We start from the raw sequence: 25643 nt of genomic DNA, 5'->3' as shown, positions 1-25643 counted from the left end.
GTTTTTGATATTAGATACCTAATCTTAAAAACGAACAATATGAAAAATTTAAAAAAGTCAGCTTTCTTAGCTGCAATTTTAGCATTATTTAGTTTTAGTATAAGTGCTCAGGAAGGAAGTGCTTTTGGGTTTAAAGGCGGATTAAACTACAGTGCCAACGGAGATTACTTTGAATCCATCGGTGAAAATGCAAAAAACCCTGATCGTAATATCGGTTACCATGTGGGTATCTTCGGGAAAATTGGAGACAGACTCTATTTTAGACCAGAATTAATCTACACAGCAACAAAGAGTGATTACGAGAATAATGATTTTAATGTAAAGAAACTTGATGCACCACTTTTGGTAGGTCTAAAAGTTCTAGGGCCAATAAGTGTTTTTGGAGGTCCTTCACTACAATATATCCTTGATACAGAATTTGATGGGATTGAAATAGATAATGTAGAAGACGATTTTACAGTAGGTCTAAATTTCGGAATCGGATTAAGCTTTAATAAAGTGGGAATCGATCTGAGATATGAAAGAGGCTTTAATGATAACGAAGCTACTTTTATAAACAACAATTTAGGTTCTGGTACAGCAAGTAGAATTGATACAAGACCAGATCAATTAATCTTAAGTTTATCTATTGCTTTATAAAAAGCATCAATAAATATCAAAAAAAAGCCGCTCATAAGCGGCTTTTTATTTTTATAACATAGAATCTATGAATCTTCCTGATTAGATTGGGTAGAATCTGCATCTAAGTAATTAGGAATTCCATCATTATCTGAATCGTCATTGGTTGGATCACCATCTTCATTTAAATCTTCATGAATGGTTAATACACCGTCTCCATCATCATCCAAATCTATATAATCTGGCGCTCCATCTTCATCAGTATCATCATCTAATACATCAAGGTTACCATTAAGATCTTCTAGGTGTGAAGGCACACCATCACTATCATGATCATCTTCTTGATATTGTAACAATTCAAACTTAAAAACTAAACTAGAATATGCAGGAATATCTGGTTGACTTCCAGAAAAATAAGCCAATCCTGATGGGATAAACATTACTCCCAAACCATAATCGTCATATTCTACAATACCATTATTAGTCATAAAACTACTCGCGGTATTAAATTCTGGTAAAATAAGTTGCCAGCCTCTAATTACTCCACCAGCAAATCCTATACCTTGCATAGGCAGATCAATTGGTGTAGCTACTCCATCAAATATATCTTCAGTATCAACTAAGAACCCTTCATATCTTACACGTACTTCATCCGTAAATTTAGGAGCTTCCCCTCCACCTTGGTTAAGTCGTAAAATATAATATTCGTAATCAGTTTCTAGATAGGTTGTAGAATGTGTTTCTACAACATTAATAAGCAGAGTATTACCGTCTGGTACAGTTTCGCCCTCTAACAATTCAGTAATAAGGATATCATCTATTCTGTGATTGGTACCACTTTCAAACAAGCTAGAATTGTAGTAATGTGTATTTAAATAATCCATGATAGAATCCTTATCTGCCATTTGCTGTTCGGTTCTATCTCTTTCTTCAAATGTTACGGTAGGTCCATCATCTTCTTTACAAGAATTAAAGACGACTACAAGTGCCATTAAACAAAGTGTTAATTTTAGAGATTTTAGTTTCATATTTTTAGTATTTCATGTAATAGGTTACCACAAATCCATCACAAGGTTCATTATTGCTTAATTATTGGCCGCAAGATACATTAAAATAATATTTTTGTACAATAAGATTAACGTAGATTTTAGTTAAAAAATATATGCGTATTGATAAATATTTATGGTGTGTGCGTTATTACAAAACTCGCAGTGTTGCAACAAAAGCTTGTAAAAAAGGGCACATTAAAGTTAATGGTGCAGTAGCTAAACCATCGCGAGAGGTGTATCCAACGGATAAAATTGAGTTAAGAAAGGATCAAGTCATTTACCAATTAACGGTTAATGACATACCTCCAAATCGTGTCGGTGCCAAGCTTGTAGATATTTATAGAACGGATACAACTCCTAAAGATGCATTTGCTGCTAAAGAACTCTTAAAGTATAGCAAAGATTATTACAGGAAAAAAGGAACTGGGCGACCTACAAAAAAAGACAGACGAGATATTGATGACTTCTATGAGGAAGAATAATAAATAACCATTCTTTATCTTTGTAAAAAATAGCAAATGACACTAACAAAAAATACAATTTTAAGTCACAAGGAAATTGAGCATAAGATAAAACGTATAGCTTATCAGATTTATGAATGTAATGTTGATGAAACTGAAATTGTAATAGCTGGTATTGAAAGTAACGGTTACATTTTAGCTCGAAAAATAAAACAACAGCTAGATAAGATTTCTGATATTGAGTCTAATCTATGTAAGGTTACTATAGACAAAAAAGAACCGACTAGCCCTATAAAAACATCAATTGATAAAGAAGATTACACCAATAAATCTATTGTACTCATTGATGATGTCTTAAATTCTGGCAGCACACTTATATATGGTATAAAACACTTTTTAGATGTGCCTTTAAAACAATTTAAAACGGCTGTTTTGGTAAATCGTAATCATAAAAAATTCCCTGTTAAGGCAGATTTTAAAGGTATCTCTTTATCTACCTCGCTTTTTGAGCATGTGCATGTGAATTTGTCTAAACAACCTTATGAAGCTTATTTAGATTAACTCTAACAGAATAGCTTCTAAAATGTCTTTCTTTGTTTGATGATCTGTTGTGATTATATGCTGTGCTTGGTTGTAATATTGCGTACGTTCAAAAATATGTTTCCCGATAAATTCCAATAATTCTTCTTCTGAACTTAAATGACTGATCAATGGTCGATTATCACGTTCTGAATAAAGTCTTTTAGCTAAAAGCGGTATCGATAACTTTAAATAAATAGTCACAACCTTTTTATCATCATTTAGAATCTTTAAATTATTTCCATAACATGGAGTACCTCCACCAAGAGCCAACACAATATCATTATAAGAGTCGATGATTTCTTTTAGATATTCAGTTTCTTTCTTTCTAAAATAGATTTCTCCTTTATCCTTAAATATATCTGAAATCGTTGCGTTTTCTTTTTCAGAAATATAGTCGTCAAGGTCTAAGAAATTGTATTTCAAAAGAGTAGCCAATTCCTTACCTATAGTAGATTTTCCTGATCCCATATATCCCATTAAAACTACTATCATTGGCGCTATATTTTGATTATTAATTGACTAGAGAAGCACACCACAAAAAAACAAAAATTTAAGCAAAAAAAGTATTGTTTTATTAATTAAACATTTTATATTTGCACCCTCGTTAAAGAGAACAATTATTGACCGGGTAGCTCAGTTGGTAGAGCATCTCCCTTTTAAGGAGAGGGTCCTGGGTTCGAGCCCCAGCCCGGTCACAAAAAGTTAAGCAAAAAAAGCTTAACTTTTTTTTTATCTTTACTTCATTACTTTGCGCACGTGGCGGAATTGGTAGACGCGCCAGCTTGAGGGGTTGGTGGACATTAGTCCGTGGAAGTTCGAGTCTTCTCGTGCGCACTTTCTCATTTATTTTCCTTATTTTTTGTTAATTAAACTAATCTTACGAATATTAATCTTATTTTTGTTTAACTATTCGTAAAAAAAAGTGAACAATATTAAGAATCAATTTAGTATTAAAGATTTAGAAAATCTTACAGGTATTAAAGCCCATACCATAAGAATATGGGAAAAGCGATATAATTTGCTTCAACCTAAGCGTACTGACACCAATATTAGATATTACGATCTCGCCAATTTTCAGAAATTATTAAACGTTAGTTATCTTAATAATAACGGGTATAAAATTTCTAAAATAGCAACTATTGAAGAGCACAAAATCCCCCTTCTAGTTAGAGAAATAGCATCAGAAAACAATTTTGAAAGTCATGCAATAAATGCCTTTAAGCTGTCAATGCTAAATTTTGATCAAACTCTTTTTTACAATACTTACAATGGCCTATTAAAAGAAAAAGCCTTCGATGCAATTTTCTACGATATATTTATTCCGCTTTTAACGGAAATAGGTCTTTTATGGCAAACTGATACTATTACTCCTGCCCATGAGCATTTTTTATCATCACTAATACGACAAAAAATATTAATCAATACTGAAAAAATTCAATCTAAACAGGTTAACAAGTCTAAAAAAACATTTGTACTCTACCTTCCTGAAAATGAAATACATGAATTGGGACTGATGTTTATTAATCATCAATTGGTCAGTAAAGGATATCAATCTATTTTTCTTGGATTTAGTGTGCCTTTAGAAAGCTTGGTAGATCTCAAAAATTACTATGATGAAATCATTTATATATCCTACTTTACCGTTAAACCAGAGAAGGATAACATTGAAAAGTACATAAATGATTTTAATAATTTACTTGTAGGTAAAACCAATACCAAACTTTGGATTTTAGGACAAATGCTAAACTCATTAGATTTAGATAATCTTCCAGAAGGTATTGAGGCATACAAAAGTATACAAGCATTATTAGATAATGTCTAATATATAAATGAGTAGAACAATTTCTATAATAGGTTCGGGTTTTTCAGCATTGTCTGCATCCTGTTATTTAGCTAAAGCTGGATACAACGTATCAATTTATGAAAAAAATGATACCGTTGGAGGAAGAGCTAGGCAGCTCATTAAAGATGGGTTCACTTTTGATATTGGTCCAAGCTGGTATTGGATGCCAGATATTTTTGAGAAGTTTTTCAATGATTTTGGGAAAAGCACAAGTGATTATTATCAATTAGACAAATTGAGCCCTGCCTACAAAATTTTCTTTTCTGATGAAGTTATTACTATTGGCGACCACATGGACCAAATTTGTGAAGAATTTGAACGCATAGAAAAAGGCAGCTCAAAACCTCTACGCAAATTTATCTCTCAAGCTCAAGACCACTATGATATTGCCATAAACAAAATAGTTCTAAAACCTGGCGTCTCCCCTTTTGAACTGGTTACTAAGGAAACAATTACAAAAGTAGATCGGTTTTTTAAGACGATCAGTTCTGAAATTAGAAAGAAATTTAAAAATCCAAAATTAATTTCAACCTTAGAATTTCCCGTGTTATTTCTAGGTGCAAAACCAAGTCAAACACCGTCATTTTATAGTTTTATGAATTACGCAGATTTTGGATTGGGAACATGGCATCCAAAAGGAGGAATGTACGAAATTGTCAAAGCCATGAGGAAAGTTGCTGAGGACCTAGGAGTAACGATTAATACCAACAGCAATGTTGAAAAAATTGTTACAGAAAACAATAGAGCTATAGGTATAATAATCAACGGGAAGACTGTTAGATCGGATATCGTTTTAAGTGGTGCAGATTATCACCACACGGAAACTTTATTAGATAAAAAAAATAGACAATACTCAGAAACTTATTGGGAGAAAAGAACATTTGCTCCTTCATCATTACTCTTTTATGTTGGTTTTAGTAAAAAACTTAAACGGATAGAGCACCATAATCTGTTTTTTGATACTAACTTTGAAAATCATGCTGAGGAAATATATGATGATCCGAAATGGCCTGAAAATCCATTATTTTATGTTAACTTTCCGTCTGTTACGGACATTAGCGTGGCTCCAGAGGGTTGCGAAACGGGATTCTTCCTCATCCCAATCGCACCAGGATTAGAAGACACTCCAGAGCTTAGACAACAATATTTTGATATTATAATTAATCGTTTTGAAAAACGAACAAATCAAAATATTAAAGAACATATTCTTTTTAGAGAATCATTTTGTGTTAATGATTTTATAAGTGAATATAACTCTTACAAAGGCAACGCCTATGGTATGGCAAATACCTTAAGACAAACCGCCTTTTTAAGACCAAAATTAAAAAGTAAAAAAGTAGATGGACTTTACTTTACTGGGCAGCTTACAGTCCCAGGACCCGGAGTACCACCATCGTTAATATCAGGAAAGCTTGTAGCTGAATTGATTGAAAAGAATGAACATTAAAAGTTAATTACATTAAGCCTATGAAATCAATTTTTGACAACGTATCTAAAGAGTGTAGCAAAGCAGTAACAAATGCTTATAGCACATCGTTCTCAATGGCTACAAAAATGTTATCCGATAGCATAAGGCAGGATATCTACAATATTTATGGGTTTGTGAGATTTGCTGATGAGATCGTAGATACCTTTCACGATTACGATAAGGAAAAGCTATTCAAAAATTTTGAAAAGGATTTGGAAAATGCCTTAACGGATAAAATTAGTTTAAACCCCATTTTAAATTCATTTCAAGAAACCTATCATAACTACGGCATAGACAAACATCTTGTCGATGCATTTATGGACAGTATGAGATTAGACCTTAGTAAAAAGGATTATTTGACTGAGGAAGAATATAAAAGCTATATTTATGGTTCTGCGGATGTTGTTGGGCTTATGTGTTTAAAGGTTTTTGTTAAAGGAGATAATGAAAAATATGAAGACTTAAAAGACTCTGCAATGAGTTTGGGCTCGGCTTTTCAAAAAGTAAATTTTCTACGCGATTTAAAAGCAGATTTTGAAGGTTTAAATAGAACATATTTCCCTAATACGGATTTAAACAATTTAGATGAAATTTCTAAACAGAATATCATTTCAGACATTGAAGCAGACTTTGCAAAGGGCTTAAATGGTATAAAACGATTACCTTTAGACGCTAAATTTGGTGTGTTTATGGCTTACCGTTATTACAATAAATTATTACAAAAACTCAAAAAGACACCTGCTTTAGAAATTAAATCTGCGAGAATACGCGTACCCAACTATAAAAAAGTAGAGTTACTTACTCGGAGTTATGTAAAATATCAATTGAACTTACTCTAAATTTTTAAAAGACGACTATTATGCAAACTGTTTTTTGGATATTGATTTTCTTAGGAACATTTTTTATTATGGAATTTAATGCATGGTTTACACACAAATACATAATGCATGGGTTTTTATGGAGTCTCCATAAAGACCACCACCACAAAGACCACGATAGCTGGTTTGAACGAAATGACGCCTTCTTCATCTTCTATGCTGCAGTAAGCATAATATGCTTCTATCTCTGGAATTATGAAGGCTTATGGTACACATTGCCTATAGGCTTGGGGATTTTAATGTATGGTATTGCCTATTTTATTGTTCACGATATATTTATACATCAGCGTTTTAAGTGGTTGCGTAATATCGATAATAAGTATGCTCGCGGTGTTAGACGTGCGCATAAGATTCATCATAAACATCTAGGGAAAGAAAAAGGTGAAAATTTTGGGATGCTAATCGTACCGTTTAAGTATTTTAAATAGGTTACTCTGCCAGCAATTGGTCTAACTGGTTTCTCACAGTTTCACTATACCAATCCACAGCACCAGATTCATCAATGACTATCTCTCCTTTTTTATTGATGATAAAAGTTCGAGGAATTGATCTTGTAATTAATTCTTTTGGAACGTCAGACCTTCTGATGTAAACAGGAAATGTATAATTCTTTTTGTTTTTGAAAGCCTGTATGGTCTTAGCAGACTCGTTAGTTACAAATAAAAACTCAACCTCATCACCATATTTTTCATATAGCTTTTGCAAACTTGGCATTTCCGCTATACACGGTGCACACCAAGTAGCCCAGAAATTAATCAACACCACTTTATTTTTTGTGTCATTGAAATTTAAAACTGCACCATTGTCTGATTTTAAACTCCAATTGGGATATGATACCGTTACCCTATCACCTTCTTCAATGAGTGATGATTGATTGATATAGCTCAATCCTTTATGCAAAACCACTTGAATGTGGGTACGTGTTGCAGGAATTATCAGAAGAACAATTGCTACTACAAATATGATACTTGAAATATTTACCCGTTTGTGTTTAACCATAAAAATTAATATCAATGAAGCGTACTATTCAATAAAGAATACATACGCTTCAAATCTAACAAAATAAATGTAGTTTTTTAATTTCTGGTCACTAATCCCGTTGGAAAAGAAGTTAAATTTAAACCAAAAGCATGGGTTGCTGGTGCGGTATCATTTCCAGCAGTTCCAACTAAAGGTTTTATAGCAAAAGGAGCAGGCGAATCGTCTGGTACAGGCTCTACCGAAATCACTACTGTTCTTCCTCTAATATCCAATGGAAACGTTTCGCCTATTGGTGCATTCATAAAGAAATCTTCTCCAGGCACTGGTGGTCCCGCTTGTGCAGTGCCACTAAAAGGTGCGGCACTATCTACAGTATTGAATTGTGTAAAAGTCCCTGTCGATAAAGGCCCTGAGTCACCCACAACCCATCCTTCATAAGCCCATCCAACTGGCAAAGACGGTAAATTAAAGTTTGGAGATGGTGGCATACCTGGTGTACCGAACCAAACACCATATTGATCATTCATATTATTACCAGAAGTCTCATCCGTTGGAGTTCTTAAAAAGAAGGCTCCCGAAGCATTACTGAAATCTCCTATGAGATCCGTATTAACTGAAGCTGTACTGCCTGAAAACTCGCCACGCAATATCTTAGTGGCTGCTGGTGCTGGGTCATTATCAACAGCTGGCTCAATTGAAAGCACAAAAGCCGAGGCCTCATTTAGTTGCATAGTATTTACCGAAAAACTCTGTGGAAAAACTACGCTACTAAATGTACCGGTAGAAACCGGATTTCCATCTACAATAATCCAACCTTCATAAACATAATTTGTTCCTAAAGCTTCTAAACCACTCAGGTTTAAAGTCAACTCAGAATTTGTTGGACTGTTGTCGTCATCACTACTGCAAGACGTGGCAAAAAAACCAAATGCCAAGGCTGCAAAAAACATTTTTTTAATCATCACTTTTTTATTTTAAAATTTGTATTCCAAAATTAAAGTGTGAAGTTGTGATAAAATGTTAGCTAGCTAACACTAAGCTATATTTTTGAGTAATTTTATTTCTTTTCTATTGAAATCTATATGGTTATGGTTCTTCAACTCGTTCATTAAGATGTTGAGAGTTGGTCGTGAAGTACCGATTAAAGAGGCTATATCTTTTTGTGTATAAGGATGCTTTATGATCTTATTTCCTGTTTTTTCACAATCGTAACCGTAATCTGCACAAAGCTCATTAATGAATTCCACTAGACGGGTTTTAGTATCTTTAAACATTAATAATTGAAGTCTACGCTCTAATTTTTTAAACTTAAAACCAATAAACTTATAGACTTTAAAACTAAAGGTTTGGTTGTCTCTCATCAATTGGTGCATTGTATTTACTCCTACTGGACAAATTGACGTTTTATTGTCTATAGATTGGGCAAATTCATCTCTTTTTTGCTCTCCGAGTATGGCTTTTTCACCAAAAAGCTCTCCTTTACCTAGAATGGCCTTAATAACCTCAGAGCCATCTTCTTTGTAATAGCCTATTTTAACTTTTCCTTTTTCTATGAGGTAAATCTTATTGGCATTGTCTTCTTCAAAATAAATATAATCACTCTTTCTATAAGAATTAAAGTCGTGGCAATCCTTATATTTTTTGAACTTGTGTGGACAGAGCACCTTAAAAAGGTTAACATCGTCAAAGAACCATATTGACTGCATTTTTAGGGAAGGTTTTGTTAGATTAAGGCTTATGTCGTAAGATTTTACAAATCCTTACAATAAAAAAAGCCCTTAAATTTTAAGGGCCTTTCACAATCTATATATAAAGTACTTTATTATCTATTCTGCTCTTTAATTAAATTTAATGCAGAACCTTTATTGTACCATGCAATTTGCGCCGTATTATAAGTATGGTTTAATGCTATGGTATCTTTAGAACCATCTGCATGAACCACCTCAACATGTAGTGGCTTATCTGGTGCAAATTCATTTAAATCCAAAAAGTTGAACGTATCATCTTCTTGTATTAAATCGTAATCAGACTCATTAACAAACGTAAGTCCTAACATACCTTGTTTCTTAAGGTTAGTCTCATGAATACGCGCGAATGATTTTACAATTACAGCAGCTACTCCCAAATGTCTTGGTTGCATAGCGGCATGCTCTCTAGATGATCCTTCACCATAATTATGGTCACCGACAACTACTGACCAGATTCCATTCTTTTTATATTGACGCTGCACATCTGGTACGCCTCCATATTCTCCAGTTAATTGATTTTTAACAAAATTAGTCTTTTGGTTAAATGCATTTACAGCACCAATCAACGTATTATTAGCAATGTTATCTAAATGTCCTCTAAAGCGTAACCAAGGACCTGCCATAGAAATATGGTCAGTTGTACATTTACCAAACGCTTTAATCAATAGTCTTGCCCCTGTGATAGAGTTTCCAATAGGCTCAAAAGGCGTCAATAACTGTAAACGCTCAGATGTAGGATTTACATCAATATTTACCTTACTGCCATCTGCAACAGGCTCTAAATAACCATTTTCTTTAACGTCGAAACCTTTTGGAGGTAATTCCCATCCTGTTGGCTCGTCTAACATCACTTCTTCGCCATTTTCGTTGATTAACGTGTCCTTCATTGGATTAAAGTCCAATCTACCAGCAATAGCAATCGCAGCTGTAATTTCCGGTGAAGCGACAAAGGCGTGCGTATTTGGGTTACCATCTGCACGCTTAGCAAAGTTTCTGTTAAATGAATGTACAATACTGTTTTTAGGGGCGTTTTTAGGGTCATTATATCTTGCCCATTGCCCTATGCAAGGTCCACAAGCGTTAGTGAAAATCTTAGCATCTAATTTTTCAAACACCTGAAGGATTCCGTCCCGCTCTGCTGTGTAGCGTACCTGCTCAGACCCTGGATTAATACCAAATTCCGCTTTGGTTTTAAGTCCTTTGTCTAAGGCCTGTTGTGCGATTGATGATGCTCTCGACAAATCTTCGTAAGACGAATTGGTACAAGAACCTATCAATCCCCATTCTACCTGCATTGGCCAATCATTAGCCTGTGCTTTTTCAGTCATGTCCTTACCTACTTCTGTAGATAAATCTGGTGTAAAAGGTCCGTTTAATAAAGGGCCTAATTCTGAAAGGTTGATATCTATAACCTGATCGAAATACTGCTCAGGGTTTGCATAAACCTCGTCATCCGCAGTAAGATATTCTCTTATTTTGTTTGCTTCTGCTGCAACATCTTCTCTGTCTGTTGCTTTAAGGTAACGCTCCATAGAATCGTCATATCCAAATGTAGATGTTGTCGCGCCAATTTCAGCTCCCATATTACAGATAGTTCCTTTTCCTGTACAAGACATTGAAAGTGCTCCAGGTCCAAAGTATTCCACAATAGCACCTGTTCCACCTTTTACAGTCAGAATTTCTGCTACTTTAAGGATGACATCTTTTGGTGCTGTCCAGCCAGACAATTTACCTGTTAATCTAACACCAATTAATTTTGGAAATTTCAGCTCCCAAGCCATACCTGCCATGACATCCACAGCATCTGCACCACCTACTCCAATGGCTACCATACCTAAACCTCCTGCGTTTACAGTATGTGAATCTGTACCAATCATCATTCCTCCAGGAAAAGCGTAATTCTCTAACACTACCTGATGAATAATACCAGCTCCTGGTTTCCAAAATCCTATACCATATTTATTTGATACTGATTCTAAGAAATTAAATACCTCACTACTAGTACTATTTGCATGTTTTAAATCTGTAGCTGCACCATCCTTTGCCTGGATTAAGTGATCGCAATGTACCGTTGTTGGTACCGCAACTTTAGGTTTACCAGCTTGCATAAACTGTAAAAGTGCCATCTGTGCTGTTGCATCTTGGCACGCTACACGGTCTGGTGCAAAATCTACATAGTCTTTTCCTCTTTGAAAAGCTTTAGTAGGTTTGCCGTCCCACAGGTGAGAGTATAATATTTTTTCTGAAAGGGTTAATGGTTTTCCAACAATCTCTCTCGCAGCATCAACTCGCTCCGTCATGTTAGCGTAAACCTTTTTAATCATATCAATGTCAAATGCCATATAGTATTTTTATGAGGTTGATAATTCAATTTTTTAGCAGTACAAAATTACGAATTCCTTAGCGTTTTTAAAAATATGTAACGAAATCGCATTTTTATTGAAAATAAATCACAAACTGTTTGTATCTCTGATAATTATATGAATAATTAACAGTAAAACAGGGATTTATATATTAATTTAATAAATTCTATTATTTAGAATAATTATGAATTTAAGGCTTTGTCCTATAAATTCTCAATAATATGAGGATGGCTACAACAATTCCAGTGACCATAAATAGATTGCCAATTGTGAAAAGTTCACTTGCAAAAGTCCAATGCTGAATTTTAAAAAGTGTACCAATAATGGTAAAAGCAAGACCAATCAAAAAAATGATTATTGCAGGAATAAGTCTTCTTTTACTAGTTTTCATAAGATTTAAAATAGGTTTTCGATAATTTTTTCGTCACTTATACCTTCAGCATCTGCTTTGTAGTTTTTAATAATTCTATGTCTTAGAATTCCTGTTGCAACAGCTTGAATATTTTCTATATCTGGTGAAAACTTCCCATGTGTAGCAGCATGTGTTTTTGCCGCAAGAATTAAATTTTGAGATGCACGTGGTCCTGCTCCCCAATCTACAAACTCTCTTACAATATCTGCAGCAGAATCTGCTTTTGGTCTTGTTTTACTCACCAAAGAGACAGCATATTCAATAACATTATCTGCCACCGGAATGCGTCTAATCACATTCTGAAAATCAATGATCTCTTGTGCAGTAAACAAAGGGTTTACGGTTGCCTGAATATCTGTAGTTGTGGTTTTTACCACATCCACTTCTTCCTTAAAAGAAGGATACTCTAAATTAATCGCAAACATAAAACGGTCCAACTGTGCTTCAGGCAATGGATATGTTCCTTCTTGCTCAATTGGATTTTGGGTTGCCAATACAAAATAAGGTAAATTAAGTTTATAATTGTGACCAGCTACGGTTACAGCGCGCTCTTGCATTGCTTCCAACAACGCTGCCTGAGTTTTCGGTGGTGTTCTGTTAATCTCGTCTGCTAAAATGATATTAGCAAAAATTGGCCCTTTAATGAACTTAAAATGACGATTTTCATCAAGAATTTCGCTTCCTAAAATATCACTAGGCATTAAGTCTGGTGTAAATTGTATACGCTTAAAGTCTAAACCTAAAGCTTGGGCAATAGTATTTACCATCAAGGTTTTTGCTAAGCCTGGCACACCTATTAAAAGCGAGTGCCCACCAGAGAATATGGAGATTAAAATTTGATCTACTACATCATCTTGACCAATAATGACTTTAGCGATTTCTTGCTTTAGTGCCTTATATTTTTTTACAAAGTTTTCGATTGTGGTAACATCAGACATATTCTATTGTGTTTTTAGCCAGTTACTTTGGTAATCACAATCTCTGTATTCACCATTAATCTTTATGTAAGTCTCTGCAATGGTCTCTTTCTGCCATTTTTCTATGGCTTTTATTTGTTTATCCTGTAATGCCAATTCCTTAATCTTTAGATAGTCTCTAGAGTAATCAGCCTTATGGTCATTAATTCTGTCCGTAACCGTCATAATCTTAAACTTAATTCTATTGATTCTATCTTCATCCTGTATTACTGGGCTAACCTCACCATCTTTTAAATCTTGAATTTGAGTGTACATCTCAGTGTCCATTTTTGTAAGTTCAAAATTAAAGTCTTGTGTTGTAGGATTGGTTAATTGCCCTCCTTCATACTTGGTCTCTTTTTCATCACTAAACTCTCTAGCGGCTTCTGCAAAAGAAATACTCCCGTCGACTATTTTTTCCCTAACCATGTCTATTTCATCTTTTGCCTTCTGAATTGCTTCTGCCGTCAACTTTGGTCTCAATAAAATATGTCTTACGTCGTACTCTTGCCCTCTAATTTTTTCGAGATATATAATATGGTATCCAAAATCTGTTTCGAACGGTTCTGAAATTTCACCTTCCTGCATGTTGAAAGCCACATCTCTAAACTCTTTCACCATTCTTGGTTGCTTTCTATTCATAGTTGGCAATAAGCCTCCATTGTTTTTAGAGCCTGTATCTTCAGAATAAAATAACGCCTTAGTTGTAAAGCTGGCTCCATTTTCTTCCACATCCTTTTTATAACCTTTAAGCCTTTCAATAACTTCTTGTTTTGCTTCTTCGGTAACCTCTGGAATAACAACAATCTGAGCAACCTTTAATTCTGTACCAAACGTTGGTCTTTCATCTTCTGGAATGTCATTAAAAAACGTTCTTACTTCCTCAGGAGTTATTTCAACATCTTTAATGACCTTAGTTTGCATTTCTTGAGCCAGATAATTATTCTTATTTATCTCGTACATTTCTTCTCTAAGCGCTTCTTCAGAATCCTTCTTATAAAATTCTAACATTCCTTGCATGTCGCCATTTGTCTGCGCCATGATACCTTGTATTTGCTGCTCAACTAAAGACTGAATGTACAGTTCGTTAACTATTACACTATCTTGAACAGCTTGATGTGCATATAATTTTTTCTCCAAAAGGCTACCAAAAAGTTCGCAGCGTGTTATACCAGATAAATCCGCACCTTGGGCTTCTAACTGAGCAATTTCACGATCTAAATCAGACTCTAAAACAATGTAATCACCAACTACGGCTGCCACACCATCGGCTTTAATCCGTGTTTGGTTTACAATACTATCCTTAGCTTTTATTTTAGGTGTTTCTTCATCAGGAATAATTTCTTGTGAATGAACAAAACCAAAAAAGAACATACAGCAAAAAGCCGCTGTACTAGTTATATATCTGAAATTTATTGTTTTTAATTGCATCTTTTGTAATATCATTTTCTAGTTGCTTAATAAGCTCTAACTTCCGTTTATTTATAACAATTTGTTTTATTGAAGGCATGACGTAATCCAGAGGTGCATAATCATTCTGCAAACGTACGTCATTAACTTGCATCAAATATAGGTTTAATGAATCTTTGAGTTGTAAGAAATTAGTTTTTTTTAACAGTTGGTTTTTATTTTCTTGATTTACAACAGGAACTTTTTCTGCTACCTGATTATATTTTACCCATAGTGAATCGTTAAGTGAATAGCTCTTAAACTGCACAGACAAGGAATCTAAATAGCGTTTATCCTTTAGTTTGAAGCGCCTGAACCTATTCTTTATGGTATCTAAATTAATTGGGTTTAAGGGTAAACTTATATATCTAAACTGTAATAGATCATCATTGAGTTTAAAAGACTCTTTATTGGCCTCATAAAATACTTCAGCTTCATTTTTGTTAACAGCCGTATCTATATTTTTCTTCACCAGAGCTTCTAAATAAGCTTTTGTGTAGAGGTCGTTCTTATATTGATCAACCAGTTTAGAAAAATCTTCTTGCTTGTCTTCAGAAAGATTTAATAAAGCGCCATCCATAAGCAACAATTGTCTTGCCCAACGATTAATGTAGGCGTTGACCATAAGGAGACTGTCCTCTTTGCTTGCACCTTCGGGTACTACGTCCGCAACATCCTCTTTGTATAAATAAGAGTCGTTTACTCGTGCTATGGGTTCGCGATCATCAGTTGTTTTAAAGAAATCACAACCGTGAAGCAAAATACACGTGGTTAATATAAAGAGGGATTTTTTCAAAAAAATTATTGGTTTCTAATTTTAGATTTCACGTTCTGTAAAACGTCTTCATTGACCTCAACACTAAAACGTTTGTAAAGACCATCTATCCAGTTGGCCTCTAGTTGTTCTTGATAATCATTGATCACATTACCTTTTGCTTCTTCCAAGCTTTTGTTTCCTGCTGGTAAAACAGCTTTTACATCAAAGACATGGAATGCATCATTGTGATCATAAATTTTAGACACGCCTTCCTTTACTTCAAAGCTGGTTGGCAACTTACTATCATTTATATCGTAGGTGCCTTTGGTGAAAATGATGTTCTTTTTAGAGTCCGTATTCAACTCGGCATTAATGTCCTCCTGAGATTTACCCTTTTTCATCATTTTTAAAACCTTTTGGGCATTAGCTTCATTAGCAGAAGAAGCCATCACCACTTCTACTCTTTCATTCCATTGATATTTAGACTTATTTTTGTTGTAATATGCTTCTAATCCCACTGAGTCCTTTGAGGCTTTATTCCAGACTTCTTTTTCCATTAAATCAAACAACAATAATCCATCTCTATATTCCTTTAGGATATTAGCAAAATCTTGATTTTCTGACTCTAGGTTATCCTCTCTATATTGTAGAATCGATCTTTCAAAAAACTTATCTAATTCTTTATCTACAACCACAGAAAATGGCACGTTTTTATTTCCATAAGTACGCTGAGCAGACATGAGATGACGGCCAAATTCATTGTAGGTAAATGGTCTATCGTTGATTGTGAAAACCATCTTGTCCTTATCGAAGTCTTCTGGCAGTCTCCATGAGCGCGAGAAATAGTCGTTGGATAGTATAGACTCAAAATAGTCTTTAGCTTCAGGATTATATGAGATTTCGTAACGTTTTTTCAACTCATTTACCATCGCTGTATTTATCAACTTAGACCTAGAGTCTCTTTTAACCCTTGCTTCTAAAGTAGGTTTTAACTCTTCAAAAGTTTGAATGGGCTTAAGTTCTATTCGCTTAACAATATGCCAACCGTATTCTGTTTTAAAAGGTTGGCTTATATCTCCATCATTCTTTAATGCAAAAGCCTGGTCTTCAAACTCGGTAGAGCTCAGTTGACCACTTTTGAAAGGCGTTAATTTTCCACCGTTTTTAGCAGAGCTTTTATCATCAGAGAATTGCTTTGCCAAAGACTCAAAATTTTCGCCTTGTTGTATTTTTTTATAGATATCATTGATGCGTTGTTCAGGGTTTAAGAGTGAGTCCTTTTGCTCTAAAGCAATCATGATATGCGCAGCTGTAATCGTACCTCTTGATGGTCGCTTGTCATTAACTTTTACAACATGATAACCAAACTGGGTTCTAAACGGCATGGAAATTTCACCCTTTGGTGTGTTGAAGGCTGCCGTTTCAAAATTATATACCATCTTAAATGCAGAAAAATAACCTAAGTCTTCTAAAAAAATAGTTTGCCCATTGTGCATGTCTTTCTTTACGGCATCAAATCCTTCATTTAAAACACGCTCCCTTAACTGTAAAACTTCATTATATGCATTTAATGTGTCCTTAGCATTTTCGTCCAACCTTACCAATACATGTGACGCATTAATGTCCATATTACTTCGGTCATAAGCCTCCTTAACCAAAGCTTCAGTAACTTTGTTTTCTGAGAGGTAATTCTTGGTCAGTTGATTTTTATATCTTAGAAATTCGCGCTGGTAATTTGCATCCTCATGCAATTTTAATCGTTTGGCTTCTTTTAATTTTAACTGATATTCTGTAAACAATTTTAAGTAGCCATCGACATCCTTTTGACTTTCGTCTTTTACTAAATCTAAATTTTTGTTGTAAACCCTTAAAAATTCTGAAGTCATTATAGGTTCGCCATCTACTTTCAACAGTACTTCATCTTTCTCTTGAGAAAAAGAAACGTTCAGTGCAAGCAACGCTAAAAGCATTAATTTAAATTTCACTTTCATATCTGTTCTTCTTTAAATCTTAACAATATTTAACCTAACGCTCTTAATTGAGAGGTTCAGCAAAAATAACATAAATCACCTATTCTACAAGTTGAAGAGCACGCATAATTTAATTGATATGTGAAGATCAACAATATAGTTATTACAACTTCTAAAATGGTAGAAACGTCGATAAATTAAAGTTAGTATTAGTGCTTTTGTTTATCTTTAAATCTTTATCGTTATAACATGAAATATACGACTGAAATTATAATAAAAAAACCACTGAAAGAGGTCATAAATAAAATGAACTCTACCGAAAACATGAAGCATTGGCAAGAGGGTTTGGTTGGTGCGGAACACATTTCTGGTACACCTGGTGAATTTGGAGCCAAAATGAAGCTAAACTACGATTTCGGCAAACGCAAAATGGAACTGATCGAAACCATTACTAAACAAAATTTCCCAAATGAATTTCATGCTACATACAACACAAAAGGTGTTAGAAACATACAACAGAACTACTTTGAAAGTACTCCACAAGGTCACACCAAATGGATTTGCAAAAATGAATTTGAACCTACAAACTTTGTAATGAATACCATGTTGTTTTTAATGCCGAGGGCCTTTAAAAAACAAACCAAAAAATACATGACCAATTTTAAAAATTTTGTCGAAAACGGCAACTCAGTTGCCAATGCGTAGGCTAAAATTAATATGGGACTTTAGAGGTCCTGTCAGTCAGAAAACAGCAGAGCACCATTTGGTTCATCTAAAAGAATATATTGCTTTAAACGATTTGAATATTACTATAACAGGTGTTGAAACCTTAAGTGAAATGCACAGTATTGCTTTCTTAGTTGTTGATGAGTCTGAAATGATACCCATTAGAGATGCGTTAAAACCTCATCGAGGACAAGTTTACACCGAGGCTTAAAACAATCACTTTAGGAAAGCCTGTATAAATCGTTTTGGTGGTACCGAAAGAATGATCTTTAAATCCTCAAGTAAATTCGATTCTTCATCTAAAAATTTGAATATGGTTTTAACATCCGCCTTTTTAAACATGGAAGAAAATAATGCCGCTCCCTCATTATTATGATTCGCCAATACATCTAAGAAGATAGCATCGTAAAAGTGAAATTTTGATTTTCTATGAAATTTAGACAAGTCACTTTCCTGTTTTAAGAACCCAATTAAAGCCTTTGTTTTTTTTGTTGTATTGCTAAAGGTATAGCCTGTACTGGCTTTTGTCCATCCGCCTGCTGTGCCTATGTTTAAAATATGTTTAGAGTTCAATTCTGAAAACTTAAAAGCCGTCATTGGTATAGAGCCTTTTTCTTTCTCTATAACTTCATAATCCCCAATTCCTCGTTCTTCCAAATAATCTTTAATGGCATCCTCGTATTCTGGTTGTTCTAGTAGATCTTTTGAAAACAAGGTGTATTCAAACAGAGCTGTATTTTTATCCATTGGCAAGACATACACAAAGCGTGTATTACCGTTCTGTGGCACTGTAAAATCCATGAAGGTTGCCATTGAATCATCAAAAGTTTCCTCTTTAGTTTTTACGAACCAACCAACAAAGTGCTGTTGCAGTACAGGATACTTTTTTTGAGACTCATACACTGAAGGGTTATGCCAACTATTAAATAGTTTTGAGCCAACATAACTTCCTTTTTTGGTAATAACCTGTACTCCATCTTTAAGTTCAGTAAAGGTATCTACAGTATCATTTATAAAGGTGATGTTTGGTTTTTTAAGTATAGTTTCCAATAGTGATTTATAAAAATCTTCACTACGAATCATTTTATAATGGTATGGAGAAATATCAATCTGTTCTGAATAGGTTTTGCTTCCGAAGAAAACATTAGGCCAAGTTTTAGTGAGTAAATCGTCCCACTCACCTTCACCCTCTTCCCAAAAGCACCAGGTTCTGTCGTTACCTTTAGCCTTTGCTTTATCAATGATTAAAATAGATTTATCATCAAAATAAGTATCTTGTGCCATACGATATGCCAGCATTAATCCTGAGGCTCCTGCACCTAAAATGATATAATCGTTTTTGGTCATCCTGACTTTAAAATTGAAGTACGAAGATACGGTTTATTGTAACTTGGGATTCTAATTTTTTTGAGCTAACTTAGAGGAAATACTGCTTAAAAAGTTGCTATAGATTTGACGCAACTCATTAATAGGTAAGGCAAATTATAAATCAAATAACATAAGTCATGAAAAAAAGTCTACTGATTATACTACTCTCAACCCTTTCATTTAGTTGTGACGAAAGCGAAAATAAGACCGAATCTTCTGAGGTTGAAGCGACACTTATTGCCAAAGGAAATCTTCATGGAGCCGGAGAAGAAAATATAGATCAACAGATCCTCGTTATTACAGACCAGAATTCCTGGGATTCGTTATTAAATCAAATGAACACTGTAAATAATGTATCAGACGGTTTTACAGAGACGGATATAGACTTCTCTGAATTCACAGTTATAGCAATAATTGATGATATTAAATCAACTGGAGGACACAGTTTAGATTTAAATATTTCTATTGATTCTGAACATATTGTAGTGAACATCTCTGAATTAAGTCCTGAAGGAGTCGCAACAACCGTAATCACCCAACCTTACATTATCGTGAAAATACCTAATTCTGATTTACCTATAGTATTTCAGTAAACTACTATTAACCTATTATCTCGAATAATTTGGCGCTTCCTTAGTAATAGTCACATCATGCGGATGACTTTCATGGATTCCGCTAGAAGTAATCTTTACAAATCGACCAGTATCTTTTAAAGTGGCTATATCTTTTGCACCACAATAGCCCATACCAGCTCTAAGTCCGCCTACAAATTGATGAATACTTTCATACAGTTCTCCTTTGTATGGTACACGACCAACAATACCTTCTGGTACTAATTTTTTAATGTCGTCTTCTACATCTTGGAAATAACGGTCTTTACTACCTTGTTTCATGGCTTCCACAGAACCCATGCCTCGGTAAGACTTAAACTTTCTTCCTTCGTAAATAATGGTTTCACCAGGACTTTCCTTGGTTCCCGCTAAAAGTGAACCCAACATAACCGTATCTGCACCAGCGGCAATCGCTTTTGGAATATCTCCTGTATAGCGAATTCCACCATCAGCAATCACAGGAACTCCAGAGCCTTTAATCGCTGCAGCAACTTCTAACACAGCTGAAAATTGTGGAAACCCAACACCAGCCACAACGCGTGTGGTACAAATTGAACCAGGACCAATACCAACTTTTACTGCATCTGCACCTGCTTCCACCAAATATTTAGCGGCTTCACCTGTTGCTATGTTACCAACAATGACTTCAAGACTTGGAAATTTATTCTTTATTTCCTTAAGTATCGTTACTACACCTTTGGTATGACCATGAGCTGTATCTATAACCACAGCATCTACTCCTGCATTAACCAATGCTTCTGCCCTCTCTACGGCATCACCTGTTACGCCTATAGCAGCTGCTACGCGTAATCTTCCGTAAGTATCTTTATTTGCTATAGGTTTTTGAGTCACCTTAGTGATATCTCTAAAGGTGATTAAACCTGCAAGCTTATCACCTTCAACTATAAGTAGTTTTTCAATCTTGTTGGCTTGTAAAATTGCCTCAGCATCTTTCAATGAGGTTCCAACTGGTGCTGTCACCAGATTCTCAGAAGTCATAACGTCAGCGATGGGTTTGTCATTGGCATGCTCAAAACGTAAATCACGATTGGTAACAATACCTTTTAGAGCACCTTTATCATCCACGATGGGAATTCCTCCAATACTATGCTCTCGCATGGCATTTTTTGCGTCAGCAACAATAGCGTCCATAGGCAACGTTACTGGATCGATAATCATACCGCTTTCCGCACGTTTTACTTTACGGACTTTACTGGCTTGCTGTTCTATGGTCATATTTTTATGAAGCACACCAATACCACCTTCTTGGGCCATGGCAATGGCCATTTTACTTTCTGTAACCGTATCCATAGCTGCTGAAACCACAGGAATGTTAATCGTAATGTTTCTAGTAAATTTTGTTTGAATATTGACCTCGCGAGGCAATACTTCAGAAAATGCTGGAACTAAAAGGACGTCATCGTAGGTAAGACCTTCACCTAGGATTTTGTTTTCGTGTGCTGTCATGGCAATTAAGATTTAATTGCGTGCAAATTTACGCTTTTTATTTCACTTAACTCGCCTGAAAAAAGTTTAAGTGTAAATTCAGGAAGACCTTATTAGTCAATAAGCTTTACCTGAATAAGGACTCAACTAATATTTGCTATAATATTACTAAAATGTTACCTCTAACGTCGTAAACCAATTACGCGGAGCAGAAGGAATAATTCCTGGGCCTGGATAACCGGTTGCTCTTCTTGTGAAATAGGCATTATCAAAAACGTTATTAACACCAGTTTCTAGCTTAAACATTTTGTAAGTGTAGGATAACGAAATATCTAAAATATCGTATTCTGGGATTTCGCCTATGACTCCACTTAAGTTTGACTCCAAAGAATTGGTGGCGTCTGTAAACTGTCTCCCCAAATATGTGTATTGCGCATTAGCCATAAGGTTTTTATAGCCAAATCTTAAACCGGTTTTTAAATTAAGGTCTGGCACAAACTCTACCTCATTGCCTTCAATACCTGATTGTTCTGAACTTGTATATTCTGATTTAATTATTGAGGTATTGATAAAGTAGTTGAAACTGTAATCGTTATTCATTCTAAGGATTTTCTTCAAGTTAAAATCGAATAAGGATTCTACTCCGTACATTACAGCATTACCAATATTTCCACGTTCGCTTACCACACGACCATCATCCAAACCTTTTTGAACAAAGCCAATCCTGTCGTTGTAGACCAATGCAAAAGCACCTAAATCGTAAGAGACAAAACGTTTGTAGTTACCTCTAAACCCTAAATCTACTGTAAAACCATCCTCATCTGTGATTTCTGGGTTTATAGTAAATGCCGGATTATTTATATTAATATCCGAGAAGGTTACCGAACGGTAATTTTGGGAAATATTTCCATAGACCTCTACGTTTGAATTTGGTTTGTAACTCAAACCTAAGCCAAGTAAAATGAAATTACGCTCAAAATCGCGATTGTCTTCAACGGTTTCTTCAAAAATAACATTACCAGCAGCATCTGTATTAATCCGTTGATAAAAACCTTCGCTTTCTGTTTTTATATACTCAAATCTAAAGCCTGGTGTTATTGAAAACTTATCATTTAAATACAAAATGTTTTCACCAAAAACGGCTATATTCAGATTTGGGAAATCAAAATCGGACTGATCTGGGTAATTTGGATAGTCTTCTGTCTGTAAATTGAAATTTGGCTCAATACCAGCCGAACCTGGTCCTTGTTGCTGGCTGTTATTAGCGTTATAAAATTTTGAACCAATTAAAAACGTAGCGTCTTTATTGAAAAGTTTGTATTCACTCAATAACCGTGCTTCAAAACCATAATTATTGAAATCTCCTTTTATTAAATCACGTTCTTGACCTGGATCTACCTGATCTACACGATTGGTTCTAAATCCCAACGCATTTCTGGTAGCATTCAAACCAAAAAAGTTGAATGTAAAGTTTGTTTTTTCTGAAAACTGATGTGCTAATTTAAAGTTGTACAACAACCAATCTACTTCAAACCAGTTACGCGCTCTATTACTCTGATAGGGATCTTCATTGAACATATTGTCCGTTAAACCTCCCGCTTGCTGTGCTAAATAATCGAGATAGGTTAACTCTGCTGAAAGCTTGGTACGTTCGGAAAGCTGATAGCCAATGTGTGCAAAGATGTTTTTAGATTCAAATTCTGAATTTGGTCTAAATCCATCTCCCTTTTTATAATTAAAAAAGGTATAGTAACTCCACTTGTCCTTTGTGCCACTTACACTAGTGAAATTGGTATATAATCCAAAACTTCCCAAGGTGTTTCTTGTAACTAACTCAAAAGGCTTGTTAGGATTTGGTTCTTTCATTACAAAATTGATAAGTCCTCCAAACTGTGTTCCGTACTGCAAGGATGCAGCACCTCTAATCACCTGAATTTCCTTTAAACCTTCAGCTGCTGGCGAATAGTAACTTTCTGGATAACCCAACACATCTGCGCTGATGTCATAACCGTTTTGTCTGGTATTAAAGTTTGCCGTTCTATTTGGGTCGAGGCCTCGTCCACCAATATTCAATTGTAAACCTGCATCATCATTTTGGTAAATGTTTAATCCAGCGACTTGACTGTAAATTTGCCTTGCATTATTCGTTGCTAAATTTGCCATGGACTGCTCCACTAAAACCACTTCGGTTTTTTTACCAGCATAGATTGCAGTCTCTTCGACATCCCTTAGTCTGCTCAACTCAAAGACTTTAGTTTTTCTGGCTGTAATTTCAACAGCAGTCAATTCCTCACCCAATGGTTCTAGAGTTTGGTTTAGAACCACATCTCCATTAATGGTAATCTGCACTTCCTTAATTTGAAACTCATAGGAAAAGAACACCAAGGTTAAATCCGTTTTCTCAGTCGAGAACTCGTAATACCCTTGTGTATTGGTTGTTGCCAATCGACCTGAAACTTTATCATAAACCTCAACCTTATTGATAGGTTGACCAGCAGTGTTAGTAATTGTACCAGATACTTTTTGTTGAGCAAATGCCATGTAACCAACAATTACAAATATGAACAGTAAGCTATAATCCTTTAATTTCATCCTTTAATGGTAAAATCCAGTTTTTGGGTTTAAATGATTCTTTTTGTTTTAGCAAATCAACATCTGGATCAATAAAACGCTGACTTCGTCTTCCGTTTAAAGCCACATAGCTATCCACATAGATTTCTAAATTTTCGTGTCCTTGCGATTCAAAATGTTGTCCTAAATAATGTGCATACTCTAAAATGAAATCGGGTTGGGTACTCATTTCTTTTTGCTGCAACGGTGTTAGGAAGTCTGAATTATTCACCAAGAACGATGTTTTGGTCTTTCCGTTAACTACTTTAAATTCGGCATAGCCTGTTTTTTCTATTAACATTACGCGCCATGAAAACCGATAACCTTCTTCTTTCCAAAACAGCTCACCTGGATACAGTACATAACGAAACGGCAAGAGTAACTGAATGGTAAAGAAAACAGTTAAGACCGGAAGTATTAAGTTTTGTCTTTTGTAATGGTAGGTTTGGGGTTTGAGTTTGGTTTTACTAGCCTTAATATTTTTGAATAATGTTCTGAATACACTAATAATTCGCTCGTGAATATTAGCATCGAAAAATATCAATGCAGATACAATCATAATGTACGGAAACATCCCTATTGGGAATAACACTCTAGTAAATACATGAAAGAACACGACTAAAGCAAATGCCACCCAACGCGTTTTTCGGTACAACAATAAAAATGGAATACATAAATCATACAGCATACCAGACCAACTCATAGCGACATGAAACCAGTGTTGTTGCATAAGGGTTTCGCCAATAAAGGGTAAATCATATTTAGATGGTAACCATATTTTTAATGGCTGTGCTTTAAACAACCAGTCGCTATTAATTTTGGCCAAGCCAGCATAGACATAGACAATTCCTAACAATAATTTTATACTATCAATTGTCCATTTAGGGATTTGGTTGTATTGTTTTTTCTTGATTAAATTATCTAATGAATAGTAAGCATTGGCAGGCAAAAAACACATTAAAAAACTTAAAAGGCTTATAAAATAGTAGTGGTTGAGATACGTGGTCTTATCCATTAACTCAATGTAAGTAAAGCTTAGAAAGAAGGTAATTATAGCAATACGGTATTTTAAGCCCAATGCAACGCATAGCGCTGATAAACCGCAAACCACAAAAATAATATAGGTATAGTTACCCAAGGGTTTTACCCAATCTAACCCATAATAACTGAAGTGAAATTTTGGGTTTATATATAATGTCTCAATCCAGCCATAAGACCAAAACCTAACGATACTTAACAGCATCATAAGACCAAAACCAATCCTAAAAACAGCTAAAGGCGCTGCATTGGTTTTTGTGTTTAAATATGTGCTTATGGTCTTTGGCATAAATAAAAAAAGGATTCCCA

25 protein-coding genes and 2 tRNA genes are annotated in these 25643 nt (G+C 34.8%); 12 read left to right on the top strand and 15 right to left on the bottom strand.

Annotated features, from left to right (window positions below; all coding sequences use genetic code 11):
- Window positions 1-39 precede the first annotated feature (39 nt).
- Window positions 40-639, top strand: coding sequence for an outer membrane beta-barrel protein (locus ACQ65V_RS10535; protein ID WP_273291208.1), 600 nt, complete (start codon window positions 40-42; stop codon window positions 637-639).
- Window positions 640-704: 65 nt separating this feature from the next.
- On the opposite strand, the gene ACQ65V_RS10530 is transcribed toward ACQ65V_RS10535, so the two are convergent.
- Entirely contained in the window at window positions 705-1646 is a 942-nt protein-coding gene (locus tag ACQ65V_RS10530) for an FKBP-type peptidyl-prolyl cis-trans isomerase (protein ID WP_430467861.1), read from the bottom strand.
- A 134-nt stretch (window positions 1647-1780) separates the two neighbouring features.
- Between ACQ65V_RS10530 and ACQ65V_RS10525 the strand changes: the two genes are divergently transcribed.
- The gene (locus tag ACQ65V_RS10525; RefSeq protein ID WP_430467860.1) at window positions 1781-2149 is read left to right on the top strand and encodes an RNA-binding S4 domain-containing protein; all 369 of its coding nucleotides are present in this window, start codon (window positions 1781-1783) and stop codon (window positions 2147-2149) included.
- Window positions 2150-2185: 36 nt separating this feature from the next.
- Complete coding sequence (locus ACQ65V_RS10520; RefSeq protein WP_155089814.1) at window positions 2186-2689, top strand: phosphoribosyltransferase family protein; 504 nt, start codon at window positions 2186-2188, stop codon at window positions 2687-2689.
- Here the strand turns inward: ACQ65V_RS10520 and ACQ65V_RS10515 are convergent.
- Window positions 2681-3202 carry a shikimate kinase gene (locus ACQ65V_RS10515; protein WP_430467859.1) on the bottom strand — a complete coding sequence of 174 codons (522 nt, stop codon included), beginning with the start codon at window positions 3200-3202 and terminating at the stop codon, window positions 2681-2683. The two genes, ACQ65V_RS10520 and ACQ65V_RS10515, sit on opposite strands and share 9 nt — an antisense overlap.
- A gap of 130 nt (window positions 3203-3332) precedes the next feature.
- Between ACQ65V_RS10515 and ACQ65V_RS10510 the strand changes: the two genes are divergently transcribed.
- From ACQ65V_RS10510 to ACQ65V_RS10485, 6 genes are all read left to right on the top strand, one after another.
- Window positions 3333-3405: transfer RNA gene (locus ACQ65V_RS10510), tRNA-Lys, on the top strand.
- A gap of 55 nt (window positions 3406-3460) precedes the next feature.
- Window positions 3461-3544, top strand: a tRNA-Leu gene (locus ACQ65V_RS10505).
- Between the two features lie 88 nt (window positions 3545-3632).
- On the top strand, window positions 3633-4532 hold the full coding sequence (locus tag ACQ65V_RS10500; RefSeq protein WP_273291215.1) for a MerR family transcriptional regulator: 900 nt from the start codon (window positions 3633-3635) through the stop codon (window positions 4530-4532).
- A gap of 7 nt (window positions 4533-4539) precedes the next feature.
- The gene (locus ACQ65V_RS10495) at window positions 4540-6000 is read left to right on the top strand and encodes a phytoene desaturase family protein (protein WP_430467858.1); all 1461 of its coding nucleotides are present in this window, start codon (window positions 4540-4542) and stop codon (window positions 5998-6000) included.
- Window positions 6001-6020: 20 nt separating this feature from the next.
- On the top strand, window positions 6021-6860 hold the full coding sequence (locus ACQ65V_RS10490; RefSeq protein WP_430467857.1) for a phytoene/squalene synthase family protein: 840 nt from the start codon (window positions 6021-6023) through the stop codon (window positions 6858-6860).
- Between the two features lie 20 nt (window positions 6861-6880).
- On the top strand, window positions 6881-7327 hold the full coding sequence (locus ACQ65V_RS10485) for a sterol desaturase family protein (RefSeq protein WP_155089810.1): 447 nt from the start codon (window positions 6881-6883) through the stop codon (window positions 7325-7327).
- A gap of 1 nt (window position 7328) precedes the next feature.
- On the opposite strand, the gene ACQ65V_RS10480 is transcribed toward ACQ65V_RS10485, so the two are convergent.
- The 9 genes from ACQ65V_RS10480 to ACQ65V_RS10440 form a co-directional block, all read right to left on the bottom strand.
- Window positions 7329-7898: a TlpA family protein disulfide reductase gene (locus ACQ65V_RS10480; protein ID WP_430467856.1), complete on the bottom strand. Its 570-nt coding sequence runs from the start codon at window positions 7896-7898 to the stop codon at window positions 7329-7331.
- A 77-nt stretch (window positions 7899-7975) separates the two neighbouring features.
- A complete protein-coding gene (locus ACQ65V_RS10475) occupies window positions 7976-8842 on the bottom strand; it encodes an anti-sigma factor (RefSeq protein ID WP_430467855.1) in 867 nt (288 codons plus the stop codon).
- 72 nt (window positions 8843-8914) lie between these two features.
- Entirely contained in the window at window positions 8915-9586 is a 672-nt protein-coding gene (locus tag ACQ65V_RS10470; protein ID WP_155089808.1) for a Crp/Fnr family transcriptional regulator, read from the bottom strand.
- Window positions 9587-9702: 116 nt separating this feature from the next.
- The gene (locus tag ACQ65V_RS10465; RefSeq protein ID WP_430467854.1) at window positions 9703-11970 is read right to left on the bottom strand and encodes an aconitate hydratase; all 2268 of its coding nucleotides are present in this window, start codon (window positions 11968-11970) and stop codon (window positions 9703-9705) included.
- Window positions 11971-12181: 211 nt separating this feature from the next.
- Entirely contained in the window at window positions 12182-12382 is a 201-nt protein-coding gene (locus ACQ65V_RS10460) for a GldL-related protein (RefSeq protein WP_430467853.1), read from the bottom strand.
- A 5-nt stretch (window positions 12383-12387) separates the two neighbouring features.
- Window positions 12388-13341 carry an AAA family ATPase gene (locus ACQ65V_RS10455; protein WP_430467852.1) on the bottom strand — a complete coding sequence of 318 codons (954 nt, stop codon included), beginning with the start codon at window positions 13339-13341 and terminating at the stop codon, window positions 12388-12390.
- A gap of 3 nt (window positions 13342-13344) precedes the next feature.
- Complete coding sequence (locus ACQ65V_RS10450) at window positions 13345-14805, bottom strand: peptidylprolyl isomerase (RefSeq protein WP_430467851.1); 1461 nt, start codon at window positions 14803-14805, stop codon at window positions 13345-13347.
- A complete protein-coding gene (locus tag ACQ65V_RS10445; RefSeq protein ID WP_273291231.1) occupies window positions 14753-15604 on the bottom strand; it encodes a peptidyl-prolyl cis-trans isomerase in 852 nt (283 codons plus the stop codon). Before ACQ65V_RS10445 ends, ACQ65V_RS10450 begins: the two co-directional genes overlap by 53 nt.
- A gap of 5 nt (window positions 15605-15609) precedes the next feature.
- On the bottom strand, window positions 15610-17556 hold the full coding sequence (locus ACQ65V_RS10440) for a peptidylprolyl isomerase (RefSeq protein WP_430467850.1): 1947 nt from the start codon (window positions 17554-17556) through the stop codon (window positions 15610-15612).
- Between the two features lie 228 nt (window positions 17557-17784).
- Here ACQ65V_RS10440 and ACQ65V_RS10435 point away from each other — a divergent pair, with 228 nt between their 5' ends.
- On the top strand, window positions 17785-18240 hold the full coding sequence (locus ACQ65V_RS10435; RefSeq protein ID WP_155089801.1) for an SRPBCC family protein: 456 nt from the start codon (window positions 17785-17787) through the stop codon (window positions 18238-18240).
- The gene (locus tag ACQ65V_RS10430; protein WP_430467849.1) at window positions 18233-18472 is read left to right on the top strand and encodes a hypothetical protein; all 240 of its coding nucleotides are present in this window, start codon (window positions 18233-18235) and stop codon (window positions 18470-18472) included. The genes ACQ65V_RS10435 and ACQ65V_RS10430 overlap by 8 nt, the downstream gene beginning before the upstream one ends.
- A gap of 5 nt (window positions 18473-18477) precedes the next feature.
- On the opposite strand, the gene ACQ65V_RS10425 is transcribed toward ACQ65V_RS10430, so the two are convergent.
- Complete coding sequence (locus ACQ65V_RS10425; protein WP_430467848.1) at window positions 18478-19608, bottom strand: lycopene cyclase family protein; 1131 nt, start codon at window positions 19606-19608, stop codon at window positions 18478-18480.
- Between the two features lie 158 nt (window positions 19609-19766).
- On the opposite strand from ACQ65V_RS10425, the gene ACQ65V_RS10420 reads away from it, so the two are divergent.
- Window positions 19767-20222, top strand: coding sequence for a protease complex subunit PrcB family protein (locus ACQ65V_RS10420; RefSeq protein WP_430467847.1), 456 nt, complete (start codon window positions 19767-19769; stop codon window positions 20220-20222).
- Window positions 20223-20237: 15 nt separating this feature from the next.
- On the opposite strand, the gene guaB is transcribed toward ACQ65V_RS10420, so the two are convergent.
- The 3 genes from guaB to ACQ65V_RS10405 all read right to left on the bottom strand — a co-directional run bounded on the left by guaB (window position 20238) and on the right by ACQ65V_RS10405 (window position 25623).
- Window positions 20238-21707, bottom strand: a complete 1470-nt coding sequence (gene guaB / locus ACQ65V_RS10415; RefSeq protein WP_430467846.1) for an IMP dehydrogenase — start codon at window positions 21705-21707, stop codon at window positions 20238-20240.
- A 147-nt stretch (window positions 21708-21854) separates the two neighbouring features.
- Entirely contained in the window at window positions 21855-24278 is a 2424-nt protein-coding gene (locus ACQ65V_RS10410; protein ID WP_430467845.1) for a TonB-dependent receptor domain-containing protein, read from the bottom strand.
- Window positions 24259-25623 (bottom strand): HTTM domain-containing protein, encoded by a 1365-nt coding sequence (locus tag ACQ65V_RS10405; RefSeq protein ID WP_430467844.1) that lies wholly within the window; start codon window positions 25621-25623, stop codon window positions 24259-24261. Before ACQ65V_RS10405 ends, ACQ65V_RS10410 begins: the two co-directional genes overlap by 20 nt.
- Between the last annotated feature and the right edge of the window lie 20 nt (window positions 25624-25643).

The sequence above is a fragment of the Winogradskyella ouciana genome, from assembly GCF_965284585.1.
Lineage (GTDB): Bacteria > Bacteroidota > Bacteroidia > Flavobacteriales > Flavobacteriaceae > Winogradskyella > Winogradskyella ouciana.
The sequence above is the reverse complement of the archived record's forward strand: the minus strand, read 5'-3'. Positions and strand labels throughout refer to the sequence as shown.

Bases quoted from the DNA above. Each gene is read 5' to 3' on its own strand.
- ACQ65V_RS10520 (WP_155089814.1), top strand. From the start codon at position 2,186: ATGACACTAACAAAAAATACAATTTTAAGTCACAAGGAAATTGAGCAT.
- ACQ65V_RS10425 (WP_430467848.1), bottom strand. From the start codon at position 19,608: ATGACCAAAAACGATTATATCATTTTAGGTGCAGGAGCCTCAGGATTA.
- ACQ65V_RS10450 (WP_430467851.1), bottom strand. From the start codon at position 14,805: ATGATATTACAAAAGATGCAATTAAAAACAATAAATTTCAGATATATA.
- ACQ65V_RS10440 (WP_430467850.1), bottom strand. From the start codon at position 17,556: ATGAAAGTGAAATTTAAATTAATGCTTTTAGCGTTGCTTGCACTGAAC.
- ACQ65V_RS10525 (WP_430467860.1), top strand. From the start codon at position 1,781: ATGCGTATTGATAAATATTTATGGTGTGTGCGTTATTACAAAACTCGC.
- ACQ65V_RS10460 (WP_430467853.1), bottom strand. From the start codon at position 12,382: ATGAAAACTAGTAAAAGAAGACTTATTCCTGCAATAATCATTTTTTTG.
- ACQ65V_RS10435 (WP_155089801.1), top strand. From the start codon at position 17,785: ATGAAATATACGACTGAAATTATAATAAAAAAACCACTGAAAGAGGTC.
- ACQ65V_RS10405 (WP_430467844.1), bottom strand. From the start codon at position 25,623: ATGCCAAAGACCATAAGCACATATTTAAACACAAAAACCAATGCAGCG.
- ACQ65V_RS10480 (WP_430467856.1), bottom strand. From the start codon at position 7,898: ATGGTTAAACACAAACGGGTAAATATTTCAAGTATCATATTTGTAGTA.
- guaB (WP_430467846.1), bottom strand. From the start codon at position 21,707: ATGACAGCACACGAAAACAAAATCCTAGGTGAAGGTCTTACCTACGAT.
- ACQ65V_RS10475 (WP_430467855.1), bottom strand. From the start codon at position 8,842: ATGATTAAAAAAATGTTTTTTGCAGCCTTGGCATTTGGTTTTTTTGCC.
- ACQ65V_RS10420 (WP_430467847.1), top strand. From the start codon at position 19,767: ATGAAAAAAAGTCTACTGATTATACTACTCTCAACCCTTTCATTTAGT.
- ACQ65V_RS10430 (WP_430467849.1), top strand. From the start codon at position 18,233: ATGCGTAGGCTAAAATTAATATGGGACTTTAGAGGTCCTGTCAGTCAG.
- ACQ65V_RS10530 (WP_430467861.1), bottom strand. From the start codon at position 1,646: ATGAAACTAAAATCTCTAAAATTAACACTTTGTTTAATGGCACTTGTA.
- ACQ65V_RS10490 (WP_430467857.1), top strand. From the start codon at position 6,021: ATGAAATCAATTTTTGACAACGTATCTAAAGAGTGTAGCAAAGCAGTA.
- ACQ65V_RS10455 (WP_430467852.1), bottom strand. From the start codon at position 13,341: ATGTCTGATGTTACCACAATCGAAAACTTTGTAAAAAAATATAAGGCA.
- ACQ65V_RS10465 (WP_430467854.1), bottom strand. From the start codon at position 11,970: ATGGCATTTGACATTGATATGATTAAAAAGGTTTACGCTAACATGACG.
- ACQ65V_RS10495 (WP_430467858.1), top strand. From the start codon at position 4,540: ATGAGTAGAACAATTTCTATAATAGGTTCGGGTTTTTCAGCATTGTCT.
- ACQ65V_RS10515 (WP_430467859.1), bottom strand. From the start codon at position 3,202: ATGATAGTAGTTTTAATGGGATATATGGGATCAGGAAAATCTACTATA.
- ACQ65V_RS10410 (WP_430467845.1), bottom strand. From the start codon at position 24,278: ATGAAATTAAAGGATTATAGCTTACTGTTCATATTTGTAATTGTTGGT.
- ACQ65V_RS10485 (WP_155089810.1), top strand. From the start codon at position 6,881: ATGCAAACTGTTTTTTGGATATTGATTTTCTTAGGAACATTTTTTATT.
- ACQ65V_RS10470 (WP_155089808.1), bottom strand. From the start codon at position 9,586: ATGCAGTCAATATGGTTCTTTGACGATGTTAACCTTTTTAAGGTGCTC.
- ACQ65V_RS10535 (WP_273291208.1), top strand. From the start codon at position 40: ATGAAAAATTTAAAAAAGTCAGCTTTCTTAGCTGCAATTTTAGCATTA.